At 62.9% G+C, this 21,491-nt stretch carries 18 protein-coding genes; 7 read left to right on the forward strand and 11 right to left on the reverse strand.

All coding sequences use genetic code 11. The annotated features are described in order from the left end of the window. Nucleotides 1-86: 86 nt before the first annotated feature. Nucleotides 87-473 carry a helix-turn-helix transcriptional regulator gene (locus H7C86_RS08950; RefSeq protein ID WP_020908055.1) on the reverse strand — a complete coding sequence of 129 codons (387 nt, stop codon included), beginning with the start codon at nucleotides 471-473 and terminating at the stop codon, nucleotides 87-89. Between the two features lie 64 nt (nucleotides 474-537). Continuing rightward, nucleotides 538-1,422, reverse strand: coding sequence for a metalloregulator ArsR/SmtB family transcription factor (locus H7C86_RS08955; RefSeq protein ID WP_182261429.1), 885 nt, complete (start codon nucleotides 1,420-1,422; stop codon nucleotides 538-540). Nucleotides 1,423-1,517: 95 nt separating this feature from the next. Here H7C86_RS08955 and H7C86_RS08960 point away from each other — a divergent pair, with 95 nt between their 5' ends. Continuing rightward, on the forward strand, nucleotides 1,518-2,879 hold the full coding sequence (locus tag H7C86_RS08960) for an NAD(P)-binding domain-containing protein (protein WP_182261430.1): 1,362 nt from the start codon (nucleotides 1,518-1,520) through the stop codon (nucleotides 2,877-2,879). 69 nt (nucleotides 2,880-2,948) lie between these two features. Next, nucleotides 2,949-4,670, forward strand: a complete 1,722-nt coding sequence (treZ, locus tag H7C86_RS08965; RefSeq protein ID WP_182261431.1) for a malto-oligosyltrehalose trehalohydrolase — start codon at nucleotides 2,949-2,951, stop codon at nucleotides 4,668-4,670. Between the two features lie 50 nt (nucleotides 4,671-4,720). Here the strand turns inward: treZ and H7C86_RS08970 are convergent, their stop codons facing one another. Continuing rightward, the gene (locus H7C86_RS08970; protein WP_019748849.1) at nucleotides 4,721-6,265 is read right to left on the reverse strand and encodes an MFS transporter; all 1,545 of its coding nucleotides are present in this window, start codon (nucleotides 6,263-6,265) and stop codon (nucleotides 4,721-4,723) included. Between the two features lie 128 nt (nucleotides 6,266-6,393). On the opposite strand from H7C86_RS08970, the gene H7C86_RS08975 reads away from it, so the two are divergent. Continuing rightward, nucleotides 6,394-6,915, forward strand: a complete 522-nt coding sequence (locus H7C86_RS08975) for a TetR/AcrR family transcriptional regulator (protein WP_019748850.1) — start codon at nucleotides 6,394-6,396, stop codon at nucleotides 6,913-6,915. Between the two features lie 13 nt (nucleotides 6,916-6,928). Here H7C86_RS08975 and ilvA read toward each other — a convergent pair whose 3' ends face one another. The 3 genes from ilvA to H7C86_RS08990 all read right to left on the reverse strand — a co-directional run bounded on the left by ilvA (nucleotide 6,929) and on the right by H7C86_RS08990 (nucleotide 10,690). Next, the gene (ilvA, locus tag H7C86_RS08980) at nucleotides 6,929-8,284 is read right to left on the reverse strand and encodes a threonine ammonia-lyase IlvA (RefSeq protein WP_019748851.1); all 1,356 of its coding nucleotides are present in this window, start codon (nucleotides 8,282-8,284) and stop codon (nucleotides 6,929-6,931) included. A gap of 79 nt (nucleotides 8,285-8,363) precedes the next feature. Next, the gene (locus tag H7C86_RS08985) at nucleotides 8,364-10,139 is read right to left on the reverse strand and encodes a pyruvate dehydrogenase (protein ID WP_182261432.1); all 1,776 of its coding nucleotides are present in this window, start codon (nucleotides 10,137-10,139) and stop codon (nucleotides 8,364-8,366) included. A 116-nt stretch (nucleotides 10,140-10,255) separates the two neighbouring features. Beyond that, a complete protein-coding gene (locus tag H7C86_RS08990; RefSeq protein WP_019748853.1) occupies nucleotides 10,256-10,690 on the reverse strand; it encodes a nitroreductase family deazaflavin-dependent oxidoreductase in 435 nt (144 codons plus the stop codon). A gap of 220 nt (nucleotides 10,691-10,910) precedes the next feature. Between H7C86_RS08990 and H7C86_RS08995 the strand changes: the two genes are divergently transcribed. Then, nucleotides 10,911-11,144 (forward strand): hypothetical protein, encoded by a 234-nt coding sequence (locus H7C86_RS08995; protein WP_019748854.1) that lies wholly within the window; start codon nucleotides 10,911-10,913, stop codon nucleotides 11,142-11,144. A gap of 95 nt (nucleotides 11,145-11,239) precedes the next feature. Here H7C86_RS08995 and dnaE read toward each other — a convergent pair whose 3' ends face one another. From dnaE to lspA, 5 genes are all read right to left on the reverse strand, one after another. Continuing rightward, nucleotides 11,240-14,776 carry a DNA polymerase III subunit alpha gene (gene dnaE / locus H7C86_RS09000; RefSeq protein WP_003941755.1) on the reverse strand — a complete coding sequence of 1,179 codons (3,537 nt, stop codon included), beginning with the start codon at nucleotides 14,774-14,776 and terminating at the stop codon, nucleotides 11,240-11,242. A 99-nt stretch (nucleotides 14,777-14,875) separates the two neighbouring features. Further along, complete coding sequence (rarD, locus tag H7C86_RS09005) at nucleotides 14,876-15,829, reverse strand: EamA family transporter RarD (RefSeq protein ID WP_372461231.1); 954 nt, start codon at nucleotides 15,827-15,829, stop codon at nucleotides 14,876-14,878. A gap of 11 nt (nucleotides 15,830-15,840) precedes the next feature. Continuing rightward, nucleotides 15,841-16,524, reverse strand: coding sequence for a hypothetical protein (locus tag H7C86_RS09010; RefSeq protein WP_182261433.1), 684 nt, complete (start codon nucleotides 16,522-16,524; stop codon nucleotides 15,841-15,843). After that, complete coding sequence (locus H7C86_RS09015; protein WP_007733161.1) at nucleotides 16,521-17,447, reverse strand: RluA family pseudouridine synthase; 927 nt, start codon at nucleotides 17,445-17,447, stop codon at nucleotides 16,521-16,523. Before H7C86_RS09015 ends, H7C86_RS09010 begins: the two co-directional genes overlap by 4 nt. Continuing rightward, nucleotides 17,444-18,130: a signal peptidase II gene (lspA, locus tag H7C86_RS09020; protein WP_021344550.1), complete on the reverse strand. Its 687-nt coding sequence runs from the start codon at nucleotides 18,128-18,130 to the stop codon at nucleotides 17,444-17,446. Before lspA ends, H7C86_RS09015 begins: the two co-directional genes overlap by 4 nt. A 68-nt stretch (nucleotides 18,131-18,198) precedes the next feature. On the opposite strand from lspA, the gene H7C86_RS09025 reads away from it, so the two are divergent. The 3 genes from H7C86_RS09025 (at nucleotide 18,199) to H7C86_RS09035 (ending at nucleotide 21,420) form a co-directional block, all read left to right on the forward strand. Then, nucleotides 18,199-19,125 (forward strand): hypothetical protein, encoded by a 927-nt coding sequence (locus H7C86_RS09025; RefSeq protein WP_019748859.1) that lies wholly within the window; start codon nucleotides 18,199-18,201, stop codon nucleotides 19,123-19,125. Continuing rightward, nucleotides 19,122-19,886: a sensor domain-containing protein gene (locus H7C86_RS09030; RefSeq protein WP_259349073.1), complete on the forward strand. Its 765-nt coding sequence runs from the start codon at nucleotides 19,122-19,124 to the stop codon at nucleotides 19,884-19,886. The genes H7C86_RS09025 and H7C86_RS09030 overlap by 4 nt, the downstream gene beginning before the upstream one ends. A 142-nt stretch (nucleotides 19,887-20,028) precedes the next feature. Beyond that, nucleotides 20,029-21,420 (forward strand): glutamate decarboxylase, encoded by a 1,392-nt coding sequence (locus H7C86_RS09035; RefSeq protein WP_046378698.1) that lies wholly within the window; start codon nucleotides 20,029-20,031, stop codon nucleotides 21,418-21,420. The last annotated feature ends 71 nt before the right edge of the window (nucleotides 21,421-21,491 follow it).

A 21,491-nucleotide genomic window follows, 5' to 3' on the forward strand; every position in this document is an offset into this window, starting at 1 on the left:
CACGCCGATCCAGACCGCCAGATAGCGGTCGAGGGTGGAGAGTTTTCCGACGACTGCGGGGTGTCCGGTGGTGGCAGCGGTGTTGCTCATGCGGTGACCTCTGCGCACGCGTCCGCGACACTCACGCTCGTACCTTCAACCAGTAGAACGGCGGAAAGCTGTTGCAGCGCAGCCGGAATAACCCAGTAGTACACCCACGTCCCGCGACGTTCACAGTCGAGCAACCCGGCCTGACGCAACACCTTTAGGTGATGCGAGATAGTCGGCTGAGACAGATCGAACGAGTCGGAGATGTCGCAGACGCAGGCTTCACCACCCTCGTGACTTGCCACCAAGCTGAGCAAGCGGAGGCGAACCGGATCGCCGAGGGCTTTGAACATCCGCGACAGGTCGCCGGCCCAATCCTCGGTCAGAGGTTCACGGACGAGCGGGGTGCAGCAAGCCTCGGACTCCGGTGACTCTTGATTCGACATTCTTCGATATTGACAGATATCGAATCAACGCGCAATCGAGTGCCCGGTCGGCCCGATCCCGGACTCACCCCTCGGCGGTCACCGCACGTCGTTCGAGCAGAACGGTGTCACGCCACACACCGTCGAGCTGGGCAATCTTCTCGCGGAGACCGATAGTTCTGAACCCGGCCGAATGATGCAGCGAGATGGAGGCGCGATTCTCGGGAAATATCGACGTCTGCAGTGTCCAGAGGTCGTCGACATCAGCGGCCATGACTTGCTTGCGCAACAACGCCTTTCCGACACCCCGACCACGCATTCCGCCCGCGACGTACACGGAGTTTTCCGCCACCCCGCGGTAGCAGTCACGCTCGGAAACTGGACTCAACGCAGCCCAACCGACAACAACACCCTCGATAGTCGCGACCCACCGATGGTTCGACAGCCACCGTTCGTGGAGATGCTCACGCGAGGGGACCTCAGTAGCAAAGGTGGCATTTCGGGTGTCGATACCCTCGCCGTAAATACGGCGAACCGCATCCCAGTCGTCGTCGATCATGGCCCGGACAGAGACATCGTCGGGCAGATCACTCGGGCAGCAAGGACGCGGAGCAAGGACTCCCATCACCACGTCCGCCGCCTGCGGCAAGGCAACGCAACACGTCGGATTCACCGCGACGACCGTGCTCGTCCCCTCCTTACGCATGGTCACAAAACCCACATCGGCGAGCTTGCGCAGGTGGTGCGACACCGTCGGTTGTCCGATCCCCAACGCTTCGGCGAGCGCTCCGACGGTAATACCACCGACCGCGCTCGCCACCCGGTGAAGCAATCGGACGCGCATCGGCTCGGCAAGGCAGGCGAACCACTGCGCGTAGGTATCGGCATCGCCCTGCGCGAGGACGGAAGAACCAATCTGATCCGGGTCCGAATCACCGACGCGCACCGTCGGAGTCTGCAGCGATGTCATCTCTCCACTATATCGACAGCTGTCGATGGTTGCCTACATTGATGATTGTCGATACAGTTCCACTAAGATCGATAATCGTCGATGAAAGGTACGAGATGAACCCCCTACCCGTTGTCGTGATCGGGGCCGGCCCGATCGGCCTGGCAGCCGCAGCAGAACTGCGCGAACGCGGACTCACACCCCTTGTCTTCGAGCGCGGAAGCACAGCCGGTGCTGCGATCTCCGAGTGGAATCACGTTCGACTGTTCTCCCGGTGGTCCGAACTCGTCTCCCCCGCCGCGCAGCGACTCCTCGAGCAGAATGGATGGCGCTCTCCCGACGCTGAGACGTACCCGACCGGCCGGCAATGGCGCGACCTCTACCTCGGGCCACTCGCCTCAACACTCGGCGACGCCATCCAGTTCGACACCGAAGTGATCGGCGTAGCCCGACGCGGACGTGACCTGGTCGTCGACGCCGGCCGCGATACCGAACCCCTCTCGATTCATCTGCGCCGCCGTGACGGAACCGAGGACCGCGTGTTCGCCCAGGCGGTTGTCGACGCATCCGGCACCTGGGGTACTCCCAACCCGCTCGGCGGTGAAGGTCTTCCCGCCCTCGGCGAGGGCGCTGTGGGCACTGCGATCAGGTACCGGGTTCCTGATCTCGACGATCCGGCGGTGCGTGCACAGTTTGCCGGAAAACACACGGTCATCGCGGGGAGCGGCCACTCTGCGCTGACGGCGATCGTTGCGCTGTCGGGGTTGGCGGAGCAGGCTCCGAGCACCCGCATCATCTGGGCGGTCCGCCGAGGAAACGTCGGCTCAGCGTTCGGTGGCGGCGAAGCTGACGAACTGCCCGCTCGCGGCGCCCTGGGATTGCGCGCAAAGAAGGCCGTCGAGGACGGACTACTGAGAGTGGTCACCGGCTTCCGCACCGCAGAGGTGACAACAACCCCTTCGGGACAACTCGTACTTGCCTCCGATGCCGGTGATCGCATCGAGAACGTGGACAACGTCATAACGCTGACCGGATTCCGCCCCGATCTTTCCTGGCTTTCGGAAATTCGACTCGGCCTCGACCCGGTCTTACAAGCACCGGTCGAGTTGGCTCCACTGATCGACCCGAACGTCCACTCGTGCGGCACGGTGTACCCGCATGGCGCGAAGGAGCTTCGCCATCCGGAGCCAGGCGTGTACTTGGCAGGAATGAAAAGCTACGGCCGGGCACCCACCTTCCTGGCGATGACCGGCTACGAGCAGGTTCGCAGCATCGCCGCCGAACTCGCCGGCGATCACGACGCCGCAGCCCGCGTCGAGCTGATCCTTCCGGAGACCGGAGTCTGCGGCGGTGCAGGTGTTTTCGACGAAGCTGACGCAGACGCAGCTGACACCGGGGAAACCGAAGCCGGATGCTGCGGCGCACCCACTCCGGAACTGATCACGCTATCGGCGCCGTCTGGCAACACCTGCGGATAGAAACAGTCCATGACGACGGATCCACCCCGCCGGGCTGCCACATCCGACCGAACAAGGCATGCTGATCGTGTGCATACTTTCGAGGTCTGGGCGCCAACGCCGGAATCGGTCCGGGTCGAAGTCGATGGCATCACGCACGACATGGAGCGGACCGACGACGGGTGGTGGCGAGGCGAGGTCGACTGCGACAACGAAGCTCGCTACGGCTTTGTCGTCGACGGTCAAATACTCCCGGATCCGCGGTCACCACGCCAGCCCGAAGGCGTGCACCTTCTCTCCCAACTGCACCAGCTCGACGAGGCGTCCTGGACCGACTCTCAGTGGACCGGACGGCAACTCCCGGGATCGTCGGTCTACGAACTGCACATCGGAACGTTCACCCCCGAAGGAACTTTCGACGCCGCGATCGAGCGTCTCGATCAGCTCGTCGACCTCGGTGTCGGGTTCGTCGAGATCATGCCGGTCAACGGTTTCAACGGAACTCACAACTGGGGCTACGACGGTGTGCTCTGGTACACGGTCCACGAGATCTACGGTGGCCCGGACGGGTTACAGCGCTTGGTGAATGCAGCCCACGAACGTGGACTCGGCGTGATCCTGGACGTGGTCTACAACCACCTGGGCCCGTCGGGCAACTACCTCGAAAAGTTCGGCCCCTACATTGCCGATGGCGCGAACACCTGGGGCCGAACGATCAACATCGGAGGCCCGCAGTCGGGCGAGGTTCGCGAATACATCATCGGGAATGCCCTGCGATGGATGCGTGATTTCCACATCGACGGCCTACGCCTCGACGCCGTCCACGCGTTGGTCGATCACACCGGAACGCACATCCTCGAGGAACTCGCCGTCCGAACGGAAACACTGTCGGCCCATCTGGGCCGACCGCTCACGTTGATTGCCGAAAGTGATCTCAACGACGCCACTCTGATCACGCCACGAGCGGCCGGCGGGTTCGGCTTGGACGCGCAGTGGGACGACGACATCCACCACACCATTCACACAGCCGTCTCCGGCGAACGTCAGGGTTATTACGCCGACTTCGGATCCTTGGAATCCCTTGCAAGTACATTGCGGCGCGGGTTCTTCCACGCCGGAACGTATTCCTCATTCCGTGGGCGGGTTCACGGCCGGCCGATCGACATCACGCATCAGCCCGCCAGTGCTCTGCTCGCATACACGTGCACCCACGATCAGATCGGCAACCGAGCGATCGGCGACCGCCCGAGCGCCTATCTGACGCCAGGACAATTGGCAATCAAGGCAGCACTGGTCCTGCTCTCGCCGTACACGCCGATGCTGTTCATGGGCGAAGAATGGGGAGCCACCACTCCGTTCCAGTTCTTCACCTCGCATCCGGAACGGGAACTCGGCGAGGCCACCGCCAAGGGCCGTAAGGCGGAGTTCGCGGCACACGGCTGGAACAGCGACGACATTCCGGATCCGCAAGATCCACAGACATTTCTGCGATCGAAACTGGACTGGGACGAGCGAACCGATCAGACACATGCTCGCGTCCTGGCGTGCTATCGCGATCTCCTTGCCCTGCGCAAGAAGCGAATCGAGATCACCGACCCCTGGCTGGGGCACCTGCACGTCGACTACGACGAGGACGACCAGTGGATCACCCTGCGCCGCGGCGCATTACAGATCGTGTGCAATCTGGGAACGGACGCGGCCTCGGTCCCAGCCGGCGGAACCCCCATCCTCTGGTGGGATCCGCCGACACAGGACGAAACCGCGTCCGCAACAGTCGTGCCTGGGCACTCGTTCGTCGTACTCGAAAGCTGACTACCCGGATTCTGCAGGGGTCAACGCTTCGCGTTCTACCGTTCCACGCATCAACGCTTCGCGTTCTCTGGTGTACTCCGCAGCATCCGCAATACCAATGCGGCACTGACGAACAGAACCAAAGCGGTTGCGCCGGCGGCAACGTGCATACCGTCGACAAACGCCGCCTTCGCGGAATCGGCAAGCACCGAACCGAGTTCACCAGGTAGGTACGTCGCCTCCTGCAGCGCACCGCCGAGGGTGCCCTGCGCAGCGTGCGCCTGATCTGCTTCGAGCATGGACGTGTCGATTCCCTTGCGGAAGATCGCCATCACCACACTGCCCAGGATCGCCACACCGAGCGCGATACCGAGTTCGTACGCAGTCTCCGACACCGCGGACGCAGCGCCGGCACGCTCGGGTTCCACCGAACTGACCACAAGATCCGACGTCAGGGTCAGTGCGACACCGACACCTGCACCGGCCAGACCGAAGCCGATCACGAACATCAACGGGCCGCTGTCCACCCCGAGGGCGAGCAGCATCGCAGCACCGATACCGGCAACCGCGAGGCCTGCGCTGAGCACGTGAGACACCGACCACCGGCGAATCAACCAGGCCGCCGCAACCGCGGTGAATGCGCTGAGCAACATACCCGGGAGCATCAGCAGGCCGGCGTCGAGCGCCGAGTTACCCAGCACCAACTGCAGGTACTGCGACCCGAAGAACAGGACACCGGCGAGTGCGAAGATCGAGAGCAGGTTGGTGATGACGGCGGTGGAAAACGACGCGTTGGCAAACAGTTTCAGATCCAACATCGGATCCTTCAGCATCCGCTGACGACGCACGAACACGTAGCCGGCGGCGAGACCCACAAGGCCGATCACCAGCAACGTGATGCTGACGCCGTGCACCACAGATTCCTTGACCGCATACACCAACGGCAACATGGTCGCCATCGACAGACCAGCGCTGATGAGGTCGAATCGACCCGGGTTGGGGTCTTTCGACTCCGGGATCAGGATCGGGCCGAGTACAACCAGCGCGATCATGACCGGAATGTTGATCAAGAAGACCGAACCCCACCAGAAGTGCTCGAGCAACCAACCACCGACCAAAGGGCCTGCCGCTGTACCGCCACCGGCCATCGCGCCCCAGACACCGATTGCCTCGGTGCGCTGACGCGGGTTGACGAAGATCGTGCGGATCAGACCGAGGGTGGCCGGCATCAGCGTTGCACCGGAAATACCCTGCAGCACGCGGGCGGCAATGAGCATCTCGGGACTGACAGCGAGAGCGGCGATGATCGAGGCGAGACCGAAGCCGACTGCGCCGATCAGGAGCAGTTTTCGCCTACCTATCCGGTCACCGAGCGTACCCATGGTAATGAGCAGACCGGCGAGCACGAACGAATAGACGTCGATGATCCACAGCAACTGCGTGCTGCTCGGCTCGAGATCGGCGCTGATGAACGGAAGCGCAAGATCGAGCACCGTGCCGTCGACTGCGATGAGCAACACAGCAAAGGCAAGGACTATCAAGCCCGCCCAGTCACGCTTTGTCGCCCGAACCTCGTCGGGATTGATTGCAGACGTCTGATCTGCCGACACTGACATTGCTCCCCTGCGACTTTCTCTGAGTTCTTTCGAAAAGATTTCACTGAACCGTCCAGCCGGTACAGTAGGTCTACGGTAACAGTGAACCGTCCAAGCGGTAAAGTTATTTCCGGGTAGGGTCACATCACATGGCTGCCGACACTCGCGATCGAATTCTCGACGCACTGGAGAAGCTGCTGCTGGTCAGCGGCGTTGCCCAAGTCACGCTCGAAGGCGTTGCTGCCGAAGCCGGGGTTTCCAAGGGCGGACTTCTCTATCACTTCCCCAGCAAGGAAGCACTCCTCGCGGCGATGGTCCGCAGACTCGGAGAACGCTCGGATCAACAACTCGAAGACGCCGTAGCAGGCGGTACGACGGTCACCGAGTTCTATCTGCAGATCCCCGATGCGAACGAAAGCGAAGAACTCTCACTCTTCCGGTCGATCATCGCGGCACTGAGAACAGTCGACGGACAACACGACGAGATCCAGAAAGCCGTCACCCACGTGATGCGCAGCTGGGACAAGGGCCTTCAGACCGAGATCGCCGATCCCATACAAGCCGAGATCATCCGACTCGTCGGCGACGGTCTGTACTTGGCGGCCATGCTCGGGCTCCCCCAGCCAGATCCCGAATTGCATCGACAGGTGGTCGAGCGACTGCGGCCCTGACCGGGGGCGTCCCTTACGTCAGATAGCGGTACGCCGGGCTTCCCGGCTCGAGCCTCTCGGACTGCATCGGCGCGCGCTCCATCCGCTCGAGCAACGCCGCCAACCCGTCGGCGGAACCGAGTTCGATACCCACCAACGCGGCACCCGTCTCGCGATTGTTTCGCTTGACGTACTCGAACAGCGCGATGTCGTCGTCCGGCCCGAGCACGTCCGAGAGGAAGCGACGGAGCGCTCCCGGTTCCTGCGGAAAGTCCACCAGGAAGTAGTGCTTGAGCCCGAGGTGAACGAGCGAACGCTCGAGGATTTCGCCGTAACGGGAGACGTCGTTGTTGCCACCGGAAATCAGGCACACGACGGTCGAACCCGGCTCGAACGTCAAATTCTGAAGTGCCGCAACGGAAAGCGCTCCCGCAGGTTCGGCGATGATGCCCTCGCTCTGATACAGCTCGAGCATCGCCGTGCAGATAGCGCCCTCGTCGATCTGATTGACGACAAACGATCCCGAACCGGACCGTGTCTGAAGTTGACGAGCCACGAGCGGCAACGACGCGTGCGACACGACTGCGGCACCCAGACGTGAGACGACCTCGTAGGGAACGTCGCCGATCCTCTTGACCGCTGCCCCGTCGACAAATGGATCGACGTCGGGAAGAGTCACCGGGCCCCCGGCAACGAGAGCGGCCGTCATGGACGCCGCGCCGGACGGCTCGATCCCGACGATCGACGTCTTGGGCGATCGCTCGTGCAGGTAGGTGGCTATGCCCGCGATGCAACCGCCGCCGCCGACCGGCACGACGATCGTGTCGAGAGGTGCGTCCAGTTGCGTGAGAATCTCCGCTGCGATGGTTCCTTGCCCCGCAGCGGTGCGCACGTCGTCGAACGGGGGAACCATGGTTGCGCCGGTTTCGGCTACGTCCTCGGCGGCCGCAGCAGCGGCGGCGTCATAGGTCTCACCGATCATGAACAGTTCGACAAACGCTCCACCGTGGGCGCGGATGCGATCACGCTTCTGCTTGGGGGTATTTGCCGGAACGTAGATCCGACCCTTGATCTGCATCGTTCGGCACGCGAAGGCAACACCCTGCGCATGGTTACCGGCACTGGCGGTCACCACGCCGGCCGCGCGCTCGGCCTCGTTGAGCTGAGCGATCAGGTTGTACGCGCCACGAATCTTGTACGAACGGACGCCCTGGAGGTCCTCGCGCTTGAGGTACACGTGTGCCCCGGTCAACGCCGAAAGACGATCGCTGTACTGCAGGGGTGTCGCCGCAATGACGTGCTGAATTCGCTCGATGGCCGCGTCGATCTCCTGCGCGTCGAGCGCGGGGACGGTGGACTTCGTTACTACGACATCGGGCGAGTTAGACACCACGCCATTTTCGCACGTCGGAGATCAACCTTCCCACCACCCCGCCCCGCATGGCCTGCGAGGCAGGGTGGCGGGTAGGTCAGCCGCGCGGATCCAACTGTGAGGGACGTGGCACGTTCCGCAGATTCGACTTGGCCATCTGCACCGCCTCGCCGACGCCGCCGTTCATCACCATCTTCGACATCGCCAAAGCGAAGCCCTTCATCTGGCCACCGGTGATGGTGGGCGGCAACGACAATGCCAGCGGATCGGTCACCAGATCCACCAAGGCCGGACCGGCGTGATCGAGCGCGGCGCGTAGGCCCGCTTCGATGTCCGCGGGATTCTCGATTCGGCGAGAGAAGATACCGAGCGCAGCAGCAATCGCCGCGTAGTCGACCGCGGGCACGTCGACCCCGAAATCCGGAAGGCCGTCGACCAGCATCTCGAGCTTGACCATTCCGAGCGTCGAGTTGTTGAACACCACGATCTTGACCGGCAACTTGTACATCGCGACGGTGACCAACTCACCGAGCAGCATCGACAATCCACCGTCGCCCGACACCGAGATGACCTGACGCCCCGGACTCGACCATGCTGCACCCATCGCATGTGGGAGCGCATTGGACATGGATCCGTGCAGCGCCGAGGAGATGAAGCGTCTCGATCCGTTCGGATTGAGATAGCGCGCCGTCCACACGTTGCACATCCCGGTGTCGGCGGTGAAGATTGCGTCGTCGGCCGCCAGATCGTCGAGGATCGAGGCCGCATACTCGGGATGAATGGGTGTGCGCTGCTTGACTGGATCCGTGTACGCACCAACCACTTTGGTCATCAGAGTGTTGTGCTTTGCGAGCGTATCCTCCAGGAACCCGCGGTCGGTCTTTCGATCGAGTTGCGGAATCAGTGCGCTCAAGGTGCTCGCGACGTCACCGTGCACCGCCAGGTCCAGGCTGGTTCGACGCCCCAACCGCTCGGCCGCGATGTCGATCTGAGCGGTACGAACGTCATCGGGCAAGAACTGGTCGTAAGGAAAGTCCGTTCCGATCAGGAGCAGAAGATCGGCGCCGTGGATACCGTCGTGCGCCGCACCGTAACCGAGCAATCCCGTCATCCCGACGTCGTACGGGTTGTCGTACTGGATCCATTCCTTGCCGCGCAGCGAATGCCCGATGGGAGCCCCAACGGTTTCGGCCAGCGCCAACACCTCGGCGCGTGCGTCTCGCACGCCTGCGCCGGCGAAGATCGCAACCTTACGCGAGCCGTTGATCACATCTGCCAACGCCTTGACGTCACCGGCATCCGGAACGACTGTCGGCCTTCGGGTTTCGACGAGCGTCGGCGGGGTGCCTTCTGCCGGACAATCGGCGATGTCCCCGGGAAGCACGATCACCGAGACGCCGTTTCGAGCCACCGAATGCTGAATCGCCGACTGCACCACGCGAGGTGATTGGACTGCCGTGCTGACGAGTTCGGTGTAACTCGAACATCCGATGAAGATCCGCTCGGGATGCGTTTCCTGAAAGTAGCCCATTCCGATCTGGGCACTGGGGATGTGTGAGGCGATCGCGAGGACCGGGGCGCCCGAACGATGAGCGTCGTACAGGCCGTTGATCAGGTGAAGGTTTCCGGGACCGCAGGATCCGGCACACACCGCGAGTTTTCCGGTGATCTGGGCATCCGCTGCGGCCGCAAACGCAGCTGCTTCCTCATGACGGACGTGTATCCAGTCGATTCCGCCCTTTTCGGAACCACCGGTGCGACGTACCGCATCGACGATGGGATTGAGACTGTCACCGACAATTCCGTAGATCCGACTGACACCCGCGTCAACGAGCTGCTGAACCAATTGATCTGCAACGGTTTTCGGACTCATCAGACCTCCATGACACACTCACGGGAGTCGGGATCGCCGACCCCCGCGAGTGACGATTTGCTTGTGGTTTATGCAGTGCTTCTTGTGGACTGCCGTTTCGTGAGGACTGCAGTGCGTTACTTGGGTTCGAGCACGAACACCGGGATCTCACGATCGGTCTTCGTCTGATAATCGGCGTAGTCGGGGTACGCAGCGACAGCGCGCTCCCACCAGATCGCCTTCTCGTCTCCGGTGACTTCACGAGCAACCAGGTCGAAGACCTGTGTCGCGTCACGCAGCGTGACGTGCGGATCGGCTTTGACGTTGTAGTACCAAACCGGATTCTTCGGAGCGCCACCAAGCGAAGCCACAACGGCATACGAGCCGTCGTGCTCGACGCGCATCAGCGGCGTCTTCCTGACCTTGCCGGACTTTGCCCCGACGGTCGTGAGAACGACGACGGGCATGCCGTTCATGTCGTTTCCCTCGGTGCCACCGGAGTTCTCGATGCGTGCGACCTGATCGGCGGCCCACGACGCTGGACTGGGTTCGTACTCACCTGTGATTGGCATGTGTACCAGTGAACACCCACTCGAGCACCTTGGCCACCGAACCACACCGACCAGGTCCGTCGTCGGCACACTCCCCTGGTTGATCGATTAAGTGAGCTGCCGATCAATAAAGTTCGCTTGCCCGAACTCTCATCTCTGGTTACTCTGAAACCACAGCTTCGAACAGCCGTATCGCTAACCAGGTCGCAGCGAGAACAGACAGCACCGAGAAAGGGACGAGATGACTACCGCAGATATCTCCACTCGCGAATCACGCCCCTCGTCCGACCATTTCGTCGATCTGGCCGGGACTCGGTGGCCGCTGTACAAGATCGAAGCTCTCGCGGTCGGTTTTGTGCTGTTCGTGGTCGCCGGAGCTGTCACCCAGTCGATGCAGGTAGCCGTACTGACTGCCGCAACAGCAGCCGTGGTCACCTGGTGGGCGCGTCGCGTGTACTACTCACGCACCACCTGATCACCCCACTCCCCGATCTCCCGCGAACCACGAAGGGACCTTGCTGCTGATGCAGCAAGGTCCCTTCGTTCGGTTCAGATCCGCTCGATCGGCGGTCAGACCGTCAGACAGCTCGGCCCGAGTAATGCCTTCAGGTCGCCCATCAAAGCCGAGGATGGTTCGACCCGAAGGACGTCGTCGACCTTCCACAAGCTGATCTCGGTTCCACCGATCAGCCGAACGTGAACGTCGGATGTTCCGGGGTGCCTCGTCAGCACCTGCTTGAGAGCACTGAGCTTGTCCTTGGTGCATTGCCGAAGCGGCAGCGAGACCGACAGGGGGCGCGCGACCCCGATCGCCGAAATATCAGGCACCGCAAGGTCGTTGCCGATCAGCGACATCCGATCGTCTCGGATCGAAACGCGAGCCTTGACCAACACGATGGCATCCTCGGCGATGTCCATCCCGTAAACGGCGTACGCCTGCGGGAAGAACAGCACCTCGATTCCACCCACGAGATCTTCGAGCTGCACGATGCACCAGGTCAGACCGTTCTTGTTGACCCGGCGGTCCACCGAGGCAATGATTCCGCCGAGAGTTACCTGGGCACCGTCCTGAACGCCGCCTTCGAGTATCGCAGCGATGGACGTGTCGGACTGCTGGCGAAGAATGTGCTCGACGCCGTTGAGCGGGTGACCGGAAACGTACAGCCCCAGCATCTCTCGTTCGAGCGCCAGGCGATGCTTGGAGTCCCACTCTTCGTCAGGAATCTTGACGTCGAACACCGAGGTGATCGACTCGTCCGCCTCGGCACCGCCGAAGAGGTCGAACTGTCCGATCGCCTCTGCCTTCTTGGTGCTCATCACGGAATCGATGGCGTCGGCATGAACCAACATCAGGCCCTTGCGCGGGTGACCCAACGAGTCGAAAGCACCGGCCTTGATGAGAGATTCGGTGACCTTCTTGTTGCAAGCCATCGCGTCGATCTTGCCGAGATAGTCGGAGAAATCGGTGAACTTCGATTTCTCCGTGCGCGCCTTGATGATCGAGGCAACGACGTTGGCGCCGACGTTGCGCACCGACCCCATACCGAAACGGATGTCGTCGCCGACCGTCGCGAAGTCGACGCGTGACTCGTTGACGTCCGGTGGGAGAACTGTGATGCCCAACTTGCGGCAGTCTGCGAGGTAGATCGCGGACTTGTCCTTGTCGTCACCGACGGAGGTCAGCAGACCTGCCATGTACTCGGCCGGGTAGTTCGCCTTGAGGTACGCAGTCCAGTACGACACGAGTCCGTAGCCGGCGGAGTGCGACTTGTTGAACGCGTACCCGGCGAAGGGAAGGACCGTGTCCCACAGCGCCTTGATGGCGGCTTCGCTGAAGTTGTTGTCCAACATGCCCTGCCGGAAGCCGGCGTAGGCCTTTTCCAGCTCGGACAGCTTCTTCTTACCCATGGCGCGACGTAGCAAGTCGGCCTGACCCAGGGTGTAACCGGCCACCTTCTGCGCCAGTTGCATGATCTGCTCCTGGTAGATGATCAGGCCGTACGTCTCCGAGAGGATCTCCGCGAGCGGCTCCTCCAACTCGGGGTGAATCGGCTTGACGTCTTCCAAGGCGTTCTTGCGCTTGGCGTACGAGATGTGGGCGTCCACACCCATCGGCCCCGGTCGATACAGCGCCAATGCGGCGACGATGTCGCCGAATCCGGTGGGCTGCATCAGTTTCAGCAACTCGCGCATACCGCCGCCGTCGAGCTGGAACACACCGAGAGTGTCGCCGCGGGCGAGCAGTTCGTATGTTGCCGCATCGTCCATCGGCAAAGTGTCGAGGTCGAGGTCGATGCCGCGGTTGGCTTTGATGTTCTCGAGCGTGTCGCCGATAACCGTGAGGTTTCGCAGACCGAGGAAGTCCATCTTGAGCAGGCCGATAGCTTCACACGATGGGTAGTCCCAACCGGTGATGATGGCGCCGTCCTGGGCGCGCTTCCACACCGGGATAGCGTCGGTGAGCGGTTCGGACGACATGATGACCGCGCAAGCGTGCACACCGGCGTTACGGATCAGCCCTTCCAGACCCACCGCGGTCTTGTAGATCTTCGCGACGTCCGGGCTGGAGTCGATGAGCGCTCGAACCTCGACTGCCTCCTTGTACCGCTCGTGCTTCGGATCGGTGATACCGGAAACCGAGATGTCCTTGGCCATGATGGGCGGCGGGAGCGCCTTGGTGATCTGATCGGCGATGGCAAAGCCCGGCTTGCCGAACTGGACGCGAGCCGAGTCCTTGATGGCAGCCTTGGTCTTGATGGTGCCGAAGGTGATGACCTGCGCGACCTTGTCGTTGCCCCACTTGTCCGTCGCGTAGCGAACCATCTCGCCGCGACGGCGATCATCGAAGTCGATATCGATATCGGGCATGGACACACGCTCGGGGTTGAGGAATCGCTCGAACAGCAACCCGTACGGGATGGGGTCGATGTTGGTGATACCCATCGCGTAGGCCACCAACGAACCGGCAGCCGATCCACGGCCGGGCCCGACGCGAATTCCGACGTCCTTGGCGTGGTTGATCAGGTCGCCGACCACCAGGAAGTAGGCCGGGAAGCCCATTTCGTTGATGACGCCGATCTCGTAGTCGGCGCGGGCGAGGTACTCCTGCGGAGGTCCGCTCGGGAAGCGGCGATCGAGTCCGCGCATCACCTCGGCGCGCAGGAAGGTCTGCTGCGTGTGACCCTCCGGGACCGGGAAGATCGGCATGCGGTCGTGGAACGCCCACACGTCCTCGTACGACTGCACACGCTCGCCGATGGCCACGGTGTTGTCGCACGCCCCCGGTACTTCGTTGTCCCAGATGGCGCGCATCTCGGCAGCGGACTTGAGGTAGTAGCCGTCGCCGTCGAACTTGAAGCGCGTGGGGTCGGACAGCGTCTTGCCGGTCTGGATGCAGAGCAGCGCCTCGTGGTTCTCGGCGGCGTCCTTGGTGACGTAGTGGCAGTCGTTGGTGGCAAGCGGCGGGATACCGAGTTGCTTGCCGATGTCGAGCAGACCCTCGCGCACCCGGCGCTCGATCGAGAGACCGTGATCCATCAGTTCGAGGAAGAAGTTGTCCGGTCCCCAGATCTCCTGCCACTTCGCGGCAGCTTCGAGAGCCTCGCGATCGTGACCGAGACGAAGACGCGTCTGAATCTCACCCGAAGGGCAACCGGTGGTGGCGATAATGCCCTCGGCGTGCGCCGCGATGAGTTCCTCGTCCATGCGAGGCCACTTGCCGAGCTGTCCCTCGATTGACGCGAGAGAAGACAGCTTGAAGAGGTTTCGGAGCCCCGTGGCGTTCTCGGCCACCATCGTCATGTGCGTGTACGCACCGCTACCGGAGACGTCGTCGGACTTCTGGCTGCGATCACCCCAGAGAACTCGTTTGGTGTTGAAGCGGGATTCGGGTGCGATGTACGCCTCGATGCCGATGATCGGCTTGATGCCGGCACTCTTGGCCTCGTTGTAGAACTGGCTGGCGCCGTACATGTTTCCGTGGTCGGTCATGCCGACAGCGGTCATTTCGAGACGAGCGGCCTCCTCGAACATGGCGCCGACCTTGGCCGCACCGTCGAGCATCGAGTACTCGGTGTGATTGTGAAGATGTACGAACGAGTCAGCCACGTGCGCCTCTCTGAAGGTCTGGGAGCGAGATCGAGTGTATGCCGCGTTGCCGACACGTTCGGCGACCGCCATCGTGGAGTCGCAGTGTGCCGCCTCCGATCACGTGACCGGAACCTCAGGTTCGGCGCTCGACCTCATCGAACGCCGCGAACGTCGACTGGCGACGAAGGTATCTGTCGTGAAGATCACCAGCGCAGCCCAGATCAGAACGAAGCCGATCCAGCGTGAGGCCGGCATGTCCTCGTGCATGACGGCCACACCCCACGCCATCTGCAGCGCCGGGGTGAGGTACTGCAGCATGCCCATCGTCGCCAACGGAACTCGCTGAGCGGCGACGCCGAACAGGAGCAGTGGCAGTGCGGTGACCGGGCCGGCGGCAAGCAGCAACAAGCTGTGTCCGGCGCCGCTGCTGATGAATGCACCGGCCCCGGTCAGGCCGAGAAACACGAGGTAGCCGACCGCGAAGGGTGCGGCGACGACTCCCTCGGCAGTCAAACTGGTTCGGGGATCGAGCGGAACCACCTTCTTGACCAGCCCGTAGGTGGCAAACGAACCGGCGAGCACCAATGCGACGATCGGCGGTTTACCGAAGTCGACCGTGATCACGACAACTGCCGTTGCGGCGAGGACGAGGGCGGCGATCTGAGCGCGGCGCAATCGTTCGCGGAAGATCACGACGCCGAGCAGCACGGTGACCAGTGGGTTGATGAAGTACCCGAGGGCCGCCTCCACGACGCGGCCTGACACCACGGCATAGATGTACGTCCCCCAGTTCACCGCGATCGCCGCTGATGCCGCGGTCACCAGCAGCCAGGTGCGTGCGCTGATGCCGCGAAGCGATCCGAGGCGACCGGCAAAGGCCAACACGATCAGCATCAACAGAAGGGTCCACACCACTCGGTGCGCAAGGATCTCGACCGGATCGGCGAAGTCGAGTAGTCCGAAGAATGCCGGGAATGTTCCCCACAACAGGAACGCCGCCACACCGTAGAAGATCCCCGAGGACGAACCGGACCTAGCGCGTCCGTCCTTGTTCACAGAACCGGAGTTCACGGAACCGGAGTTCACGGGACCGGGCCGTCGTCGGGGCCGGGAGCAACGACGTCCGCGTACTCCGGAAGCAAGAGACGAACGGCCGCCAACCATGGCGCGGCGTCGGACGGCAACGCTTCCACTGCACGAACGTTCGAGTCATGTTCGATCGCTTCGAGTCCTTCGGGAGTAGCTCGCACCAGCACGCCCACCGCGCAGGCGCACCCGGCGGACAATTGCTTCGCCGACGCGAGCGCCACCTGTTGCTGACGATCGGTGTCGCCGCCGAGCGCGACCAGTCGCGTGGCTGCAACACCGGGCGATCTGCGCACTGCTTCGTCGTTGTCGGGAACGGGCACGGACATGAGCGGCGTCTGGACGCGCTCGATCGGAACTCGGAACATGACCCTGGACACGCGAACGCCCGAGACCTCAGCGCCCGGCACCTGCACACTGCTGGTCGACGTGATGACCTCGTCGACGGTGAGTGTCTTCGTGAACGAGACCAACGCCCACACCGGCCCGTCGACCGACGCGACAGAATCTCGCGCTCGGTCGAGGTAGTCCGGCACAGCTTCCCCACTGTCCGGACCGAGAGTGTCCGTCGTGATCGGCGGGGTCGGCACGGGATTCGCGAACCCCACGCCCACCACCGCCGCCACACCGACCACCACCGCGACGACGGCCAGCGCGGGGGTAAGCCCGCGCGGTGTCATGAGGACCGGAGAACTTCGAGTGCGTGTTCGAGATCCTTCGGGTACTTGCTCTTGATCTCGACCCAGCGACCGTCCGCCGGGTGGGCGAAGCCGAGCGAGACTGCGTGCAGCCACTGGCGTTCGAGACCGAGCCTCTCGGCAAGTCGGGGGTCCGCGCCGTAGGTCAGGTCGCCGCAGCACGGATGGCGCAACGCCGAGAAGTGGACACGGATCTGGTGTGTGCGACCGGTTTCGAGGTGCACGTCCAGCAGACTCGCTGCCTGGAACGCCTCGATGGTGTCGTAGTGCGTGACGCTGGGCTTGCCATCGGCCGTGACCGTGAACCGCCAGTCGTTCCCGTGGTGGCGTCCGATGGGGGCGTCGATGGTTCCGCTGCTCGGGTCGGGGTGTCCCTGCACGAGAGCGTGGTAGCGCTTGTCGATGGTCCGCTGCTTGAAAGCGCGCTTGAGCAACGTGTATGCGCGCTCGGAGGTGGCAACCACCATGACACCCGACGTTCCGACGTCCAGACGGTGAACGATGCCCTGACGCTCGTGGGCACCGGACGTCGAGATACGGAAACCGGCCGCGGCAAGTCCGCCGATGACCGTCGGTCCCGTCCACCCGACGCTGGCGTGCGCGGCAACTCCGACGGGCTTGTCGACTGCCACGACGTCGTCGTCGGCGTAGAGGATCTCCATTCCCTCGACCGGTGTCGCCTCGATGGTCAGAGGCCGCGGCGGTTCGGGCAGGACTACCTCGAGCCACGATCCTGCGGTCAGACGATCGGACTTGCCGACGGCCACACCGTCGACGAGTACCGAGCCTTCTTCCGCGAGTGTCGCGACCACGGTGCGCGAGAGTCCGAGCAGGCGCGCGAGGCCGGCATCGACCCGCATGGCGTCGAGGCCGTCGGGCACGGGCATCGAACGGGATTCCCTCACTTGGTTTCTCCCTCGGCTGCGGCCTTCGATTCGGTGAGCTTCTTGTCGTCCGCCTTGTGATCACGCAGGCGTTCGCCGTTGGGTTCGAAGCCGAAAAGAGTCAGTACGACAAGCAGGATCGCGCCACAGACGATCGCGGAATCCGCGATGTTGAACACGGGCCACCAACCGACGGAGACGAAGTCCACCACATGTCCGCGCATGATTCCGGGAGAGCGGAAGAATCGGTCGACGAGGTTACCCAGCGCGCCGCCGAGAACGAGGCCGAGACCGAGCGCCCACCACGGTGATCGGAGCGTGCGACCGATCTTGATCACACCGATGACGACACCGATGGCGACGAGGGTGAGGATCCACGTCATCGACGTCGCCATCGAGAACGCTGCACCGGGATTGCGCACCATCGTGAATGTGACCACGTCACCGATGATTTCGATCGGCTGCCCCGGCTTGACCGCGGCGACTGCCCACACCTTCGTGAGAATGTCCGAGAGCAGGATGACAGCGGCGATGGCAATGAGCATGGTCAGCCGGCGGGGCTTTGCGACCGGCGCAACCGCCAGGTCACCGTCTTCCGATTTCACGGCTTCCGGTTTCACGGTTTCGGGCTCGTCGGCCTTCGAGATTTCGGTAATCGGCTGATCCTCCGCGTTGACATCTCGGTCTGGGTGGTCTGTACTCACGCAACCATCATCCCTCATGTTCACCGCACCGGGTCACGCACTCTGCAACTGCGGCTAGCCTGGAGCGCGTGCCACTGCTGTCCACGACCGGCCGACGAGTTCCGTTCGCCCTCGCTGCCCTCGCTCTCACCACCGTTCTCACCGCTTGCGGCGACTCGGATCAACCTCCCACCACACCTACCTCGTCGCCGAGCGAAGTCACTGTTCCGGTGACCGCCGCCACCGTCGAGGTACTCGATGCGGGAAGCGAACCGCGCGAGGTGTTGCGCATGAACTTGCCTGTCGGCACCACGCAGACGGCGACGCTCGTCACCCAGGCGGTCGTGAGTCAGCAGATCGATCAACAGCCGGCACAAGATTTCTCTTCGCCGGAGATCACGATCCCGCTCTCGGCAAACGTGACCGCTGACGATCCCACCGCTGTCGTGGACCTGACGCTGTCGTCGATGACCTCGCCGGATGCAACGCTGCAGGCAGCGCTGAGCGGGGCCGACGGATCTGCGGCCGGATTGTCGGTCACGGATTCGGGCGCCATCACCGCCCTACGGTTGAAGCCGTCCGCCAACTCGGCCAATGCTGCCCGCGCTGCAATCGAACAGGCGCTCGGCCAAGCGGTCTACCGGACCGTTGCACTCCCCGACGCTCCGGTCGGTGTCGGCGCACGTTGGGTGGTTCGACAACAAGTCAGCAGCGAAATCCTGCTCGATCAGACAACCACCGTCACGCTCACCGCGCGGGAGGGCAATCGGCTTTCGCTCGCGGTGGACGTATCGCAGACCCCGCAGAGCCCGGTCTGGAACCTGGCCGGTGACGCCGGAACGCTGAACATCGATCAGTACGTCATGGCCGGCTCCGGAAACCTCACCGTCGACCTCTCGCTCCCCTTGCCGATCGACGGACAGATGACCGTCGGCGGCGACCAGGCGTACGGCGATCCGGACAGTTCCTCGGTGATCCGGCAGACCATCTCCAACAGCATTCGGTGGGAATCGTGACACGCCGATCGCTCGCACTGGGCCTGACAGCAACGGCGGCACTGTTCGTCGTCACCGGTTGCGGCTCGGACGACTCTCCTAGTGCTGACACAACTACGCAGGTTTCCGCCCCACAGGTCGGCTTGGCGCCGTTCACAGCTGCTCCGGCCGCACCGCTGAGCGGGGCACCTCTCGACCGTGATGCGCTGCAACGAGCCGCGCTCACCCTCTCCGAACTACCTGCGGACTTCGACATAGTTCCCGACCCGGTCGACGACCTCGGCCTCGCACCGGCGCCGGAGAGTTCGGAGGCGGACAAGTCGAGCACCGACCCTGCCGTCTGCGCTCAGGTTCTGGCACCGATAGCCACCCAGGCCGCCGGATCCGTCGCCGACCTCTCCGACATGTTCACCGGCCCCGATTTCACGAGCATCGATCAGGACTCTGCTTCGTACGCCGACGGCGCAGCGGCAGCAGCAGCTTTCGAGAAACTTCAGACCACGCTGGCCGGGTGCGCGGAATATTCAGGAACCGATGCCGACGGAACGACAATCACCTATCGCGTCGGCGGAGCGTCGGACCCGAACGTCGGCGACGCGTCTTTCGCTTTCCGAATCATCACGGAGAGTGGCGGTTTCACCTTGGTCGCCGATGCGATCGTGGCCGCAGTCGGGACCACGTTGACCCAGGTGTCCGCAACTGCGCCGAGTCCGATCGCCCCCGATGTTCTGCACTCGATGGCATCGGCCGCCGCCGATCGCCTGCGCGCACTAACGCCCTGACAACGAGCGGATTAGTCCCGTCTCGGCCTTACGCGAATGATTCGGGACCACAGACCCTTTGACAACTGCCCGTCCACACTGAACGGTGAGAGTAGGTACGAAACAGACCAACGCGACACACTGATGTGAGGAGCCAGAGTTCATGCCGGAACCCAGAAGGTCAGATCACACCGATTACGTAGCCGTCAATCCGATCTTCTCGAGGCCTGGCGAGGATTCGGTTGCATCGAAGTACACACTCGAACCCGACGGCATGCTTCCCGAGACCGCCTATCAGATCGTCCACGACGAAACGATGCTCGACGGCAATGCGCGGCTCAATCTCGCGACGTTCGTCAGCACGTGGATGGACGATCACGCCACCAAACTGTATGCCGAGTCGTTCGACAAGAACATGATCGACAAGGACGAGTATCCACAGACCGCCGCGATCGAAACCTATTGCTGGCGCATCCTTGCCGACCTCTGGCACTCGCCCTCCCCCAAGGACGCAATCGGTACCTCGACGATCGGTTCGTCCGAGGCGTGCATGCTCGGCGGCCTGGCGATGAAACGACGCTGGCAGCACGCACGAAAAGCCGCGGGGAAGTCCACCGAAAAACCAAATCTCATCATGAGTTCCGCCGTCCAGGTGTGCTGGGAGAAATTCTGCAACTACTGGGACGTCGAGGCGCGCTACGTGCCGATCAGCGAGGAACACCGGACCCTGGACGGTCACGATCTGGACAAGTACGTCGACGAGAACACGATCGGCGTAATCGCGATCATGGGTGTCACGTACACCGGGATGTACGAGCCGGTCCTGGAAATCTCGAAGGCACTCGACGCGATCCAGGAAAAGACGGGACTCGACGTTCCCATCCACGTCGACGGCGCTTCCGGCGCAATGATCGCCCCGTTCCTACAGCCCGAACTCGAATGGGATTTCCGGCTCCCACGCGTGCACTCAATCAACACCTCGGCGCACAAGTACGGACTCGTCTACCCCGGCCTCGGCTGGGTGGTCTGGCGATCGCAGGATCTACTTCCCGACGACCTCGTCTTCAAGGTGAGCTACCTCGGCGGCAGTATGCCGACCTTCGCGCTGAACTTCTCGCGGCCCGGCGCTCAGGTGATCCTGCAGTTCTACTTGTTCCTGCGTCTCGGCCACGACGGCTATCGCGCGATCCAGCAGTCCTCACAGGACGTGGCGAAATTCCTCGCCGAAGGAATCGGGAAGCTCGACGCCTTCGAACTGTGGAACGACGGTTCCGACATCCCGGTCTTCGCGTGGCGCCTCGCCGAGGGCCACACGTCCAACTGGACGCTGTACGACCTGTCGGACCGACTGCGGGGCAAGGGCTGGTTGGTGCCGGCCTATCCCATGCCGGACGATCTCTCGGATCTGACAGTGCAGCGCATCGTGGTTCGTAACGGACTGAGCATGGACCTGGCAGCCAATCTGCTGCGCATCATCGAAGAGGAAACCGCGTTCCTCGACGAACTCGACAGCCCGATGCCGCGGCCACGCGTCACCGAGGGATTCCATCACTGACGACGCTCACTGCATGAAGAGCGGCCGCCGACTCCCTTTCGGGAGTCGACGGCCGCTCTGGTGTTTCAGGT

It is taken from the genome of Rhodococcus sp. UFZ-B548, from assembly GCF_903819475.1.
GTDB classification, from domain to species: Bacteria; Actinomycetota; Actinomycetes; order Mycobacteriales; family Mycobacteriaceae; genus Rhodococcus_F; species Rhodococcus_F erythropolis.

Excerpts from the sequence above, each read along its gene's own strand:
- H7C86_RS08950 (WP_020908055.1), bottom strand. The coding sequence starts at position 473 with ATGTCGAATCAAGAGTCACCGGAGTCCGAGGCTTGCTGCACCCCGCTC.
- H7C86_RS08955 (WP_182261429.1), bottom strand. The coding sequence starts at position 1,422 with ATGACATCGCTGCAGACTCCGACGGTGCGCGTCGGTGATTCGGACCCG.
- H7C86_RS08960 (WP_182261430.1), top strand. The coding sequence starts at position 1,518 with ATGAACCCCCTACCCGTTGTCGTGATCGGGGCCGGCCCGATCGGCCTG.
- H7C86_RS08970 (WP_019748849.1), bottom strand. The coding sequence starts at position 6,265 with ATGTCAGTGTCGGCAGATCAGACGTCTGCAATCAATCCCGACGAGGTT.
- H7C86_RS08975 (WP_019748850.1), top strand. The coding sequence starts at position 6,394 with ATGGCTGCCGACACTCGCGATCGAATTCTCGACGCACTGGAGAAGCTG.
- H7C86_RS08985 (WP_182261432.1), bottom strand. The coding sequence starts at position 10,139 with ATGAGTCCGAAAACCGTTGCAGATCAATTGGTTCAGCAGCTCGTTGAC.
- H7C86_RS08990 (WP_019748853.1), bottom strand. The coding sequence starts at position 10,690 with ATGCCAATCACAGGTGAGTACGAACCCAGTCCAGCGTCGTGGGCCGCC.
- H7C86_RS08995 (WP_019748854.1), top strand. The coding sequence starts at position 10,911 with ATGACTACCGCAGATATCTCCACTCGCGAATCACGCCCCTCGTCCGAC.
- H7C86_RS09010 (WP_182261433.1), bottom strand. The coding sequence starts at position 16,524 with ATGACACCGCGCGGGCTTACCCCCGCGCTGGCCGTCGTCGCGGTGGTG.
- H7C86_RS09035 (WP_046378698.1), top strand. The coding sequence starts at position 20,029 with ATGCCGGAACCCAGAAGGTCAGATCACACCGATTACGTAGCCGTCAAT.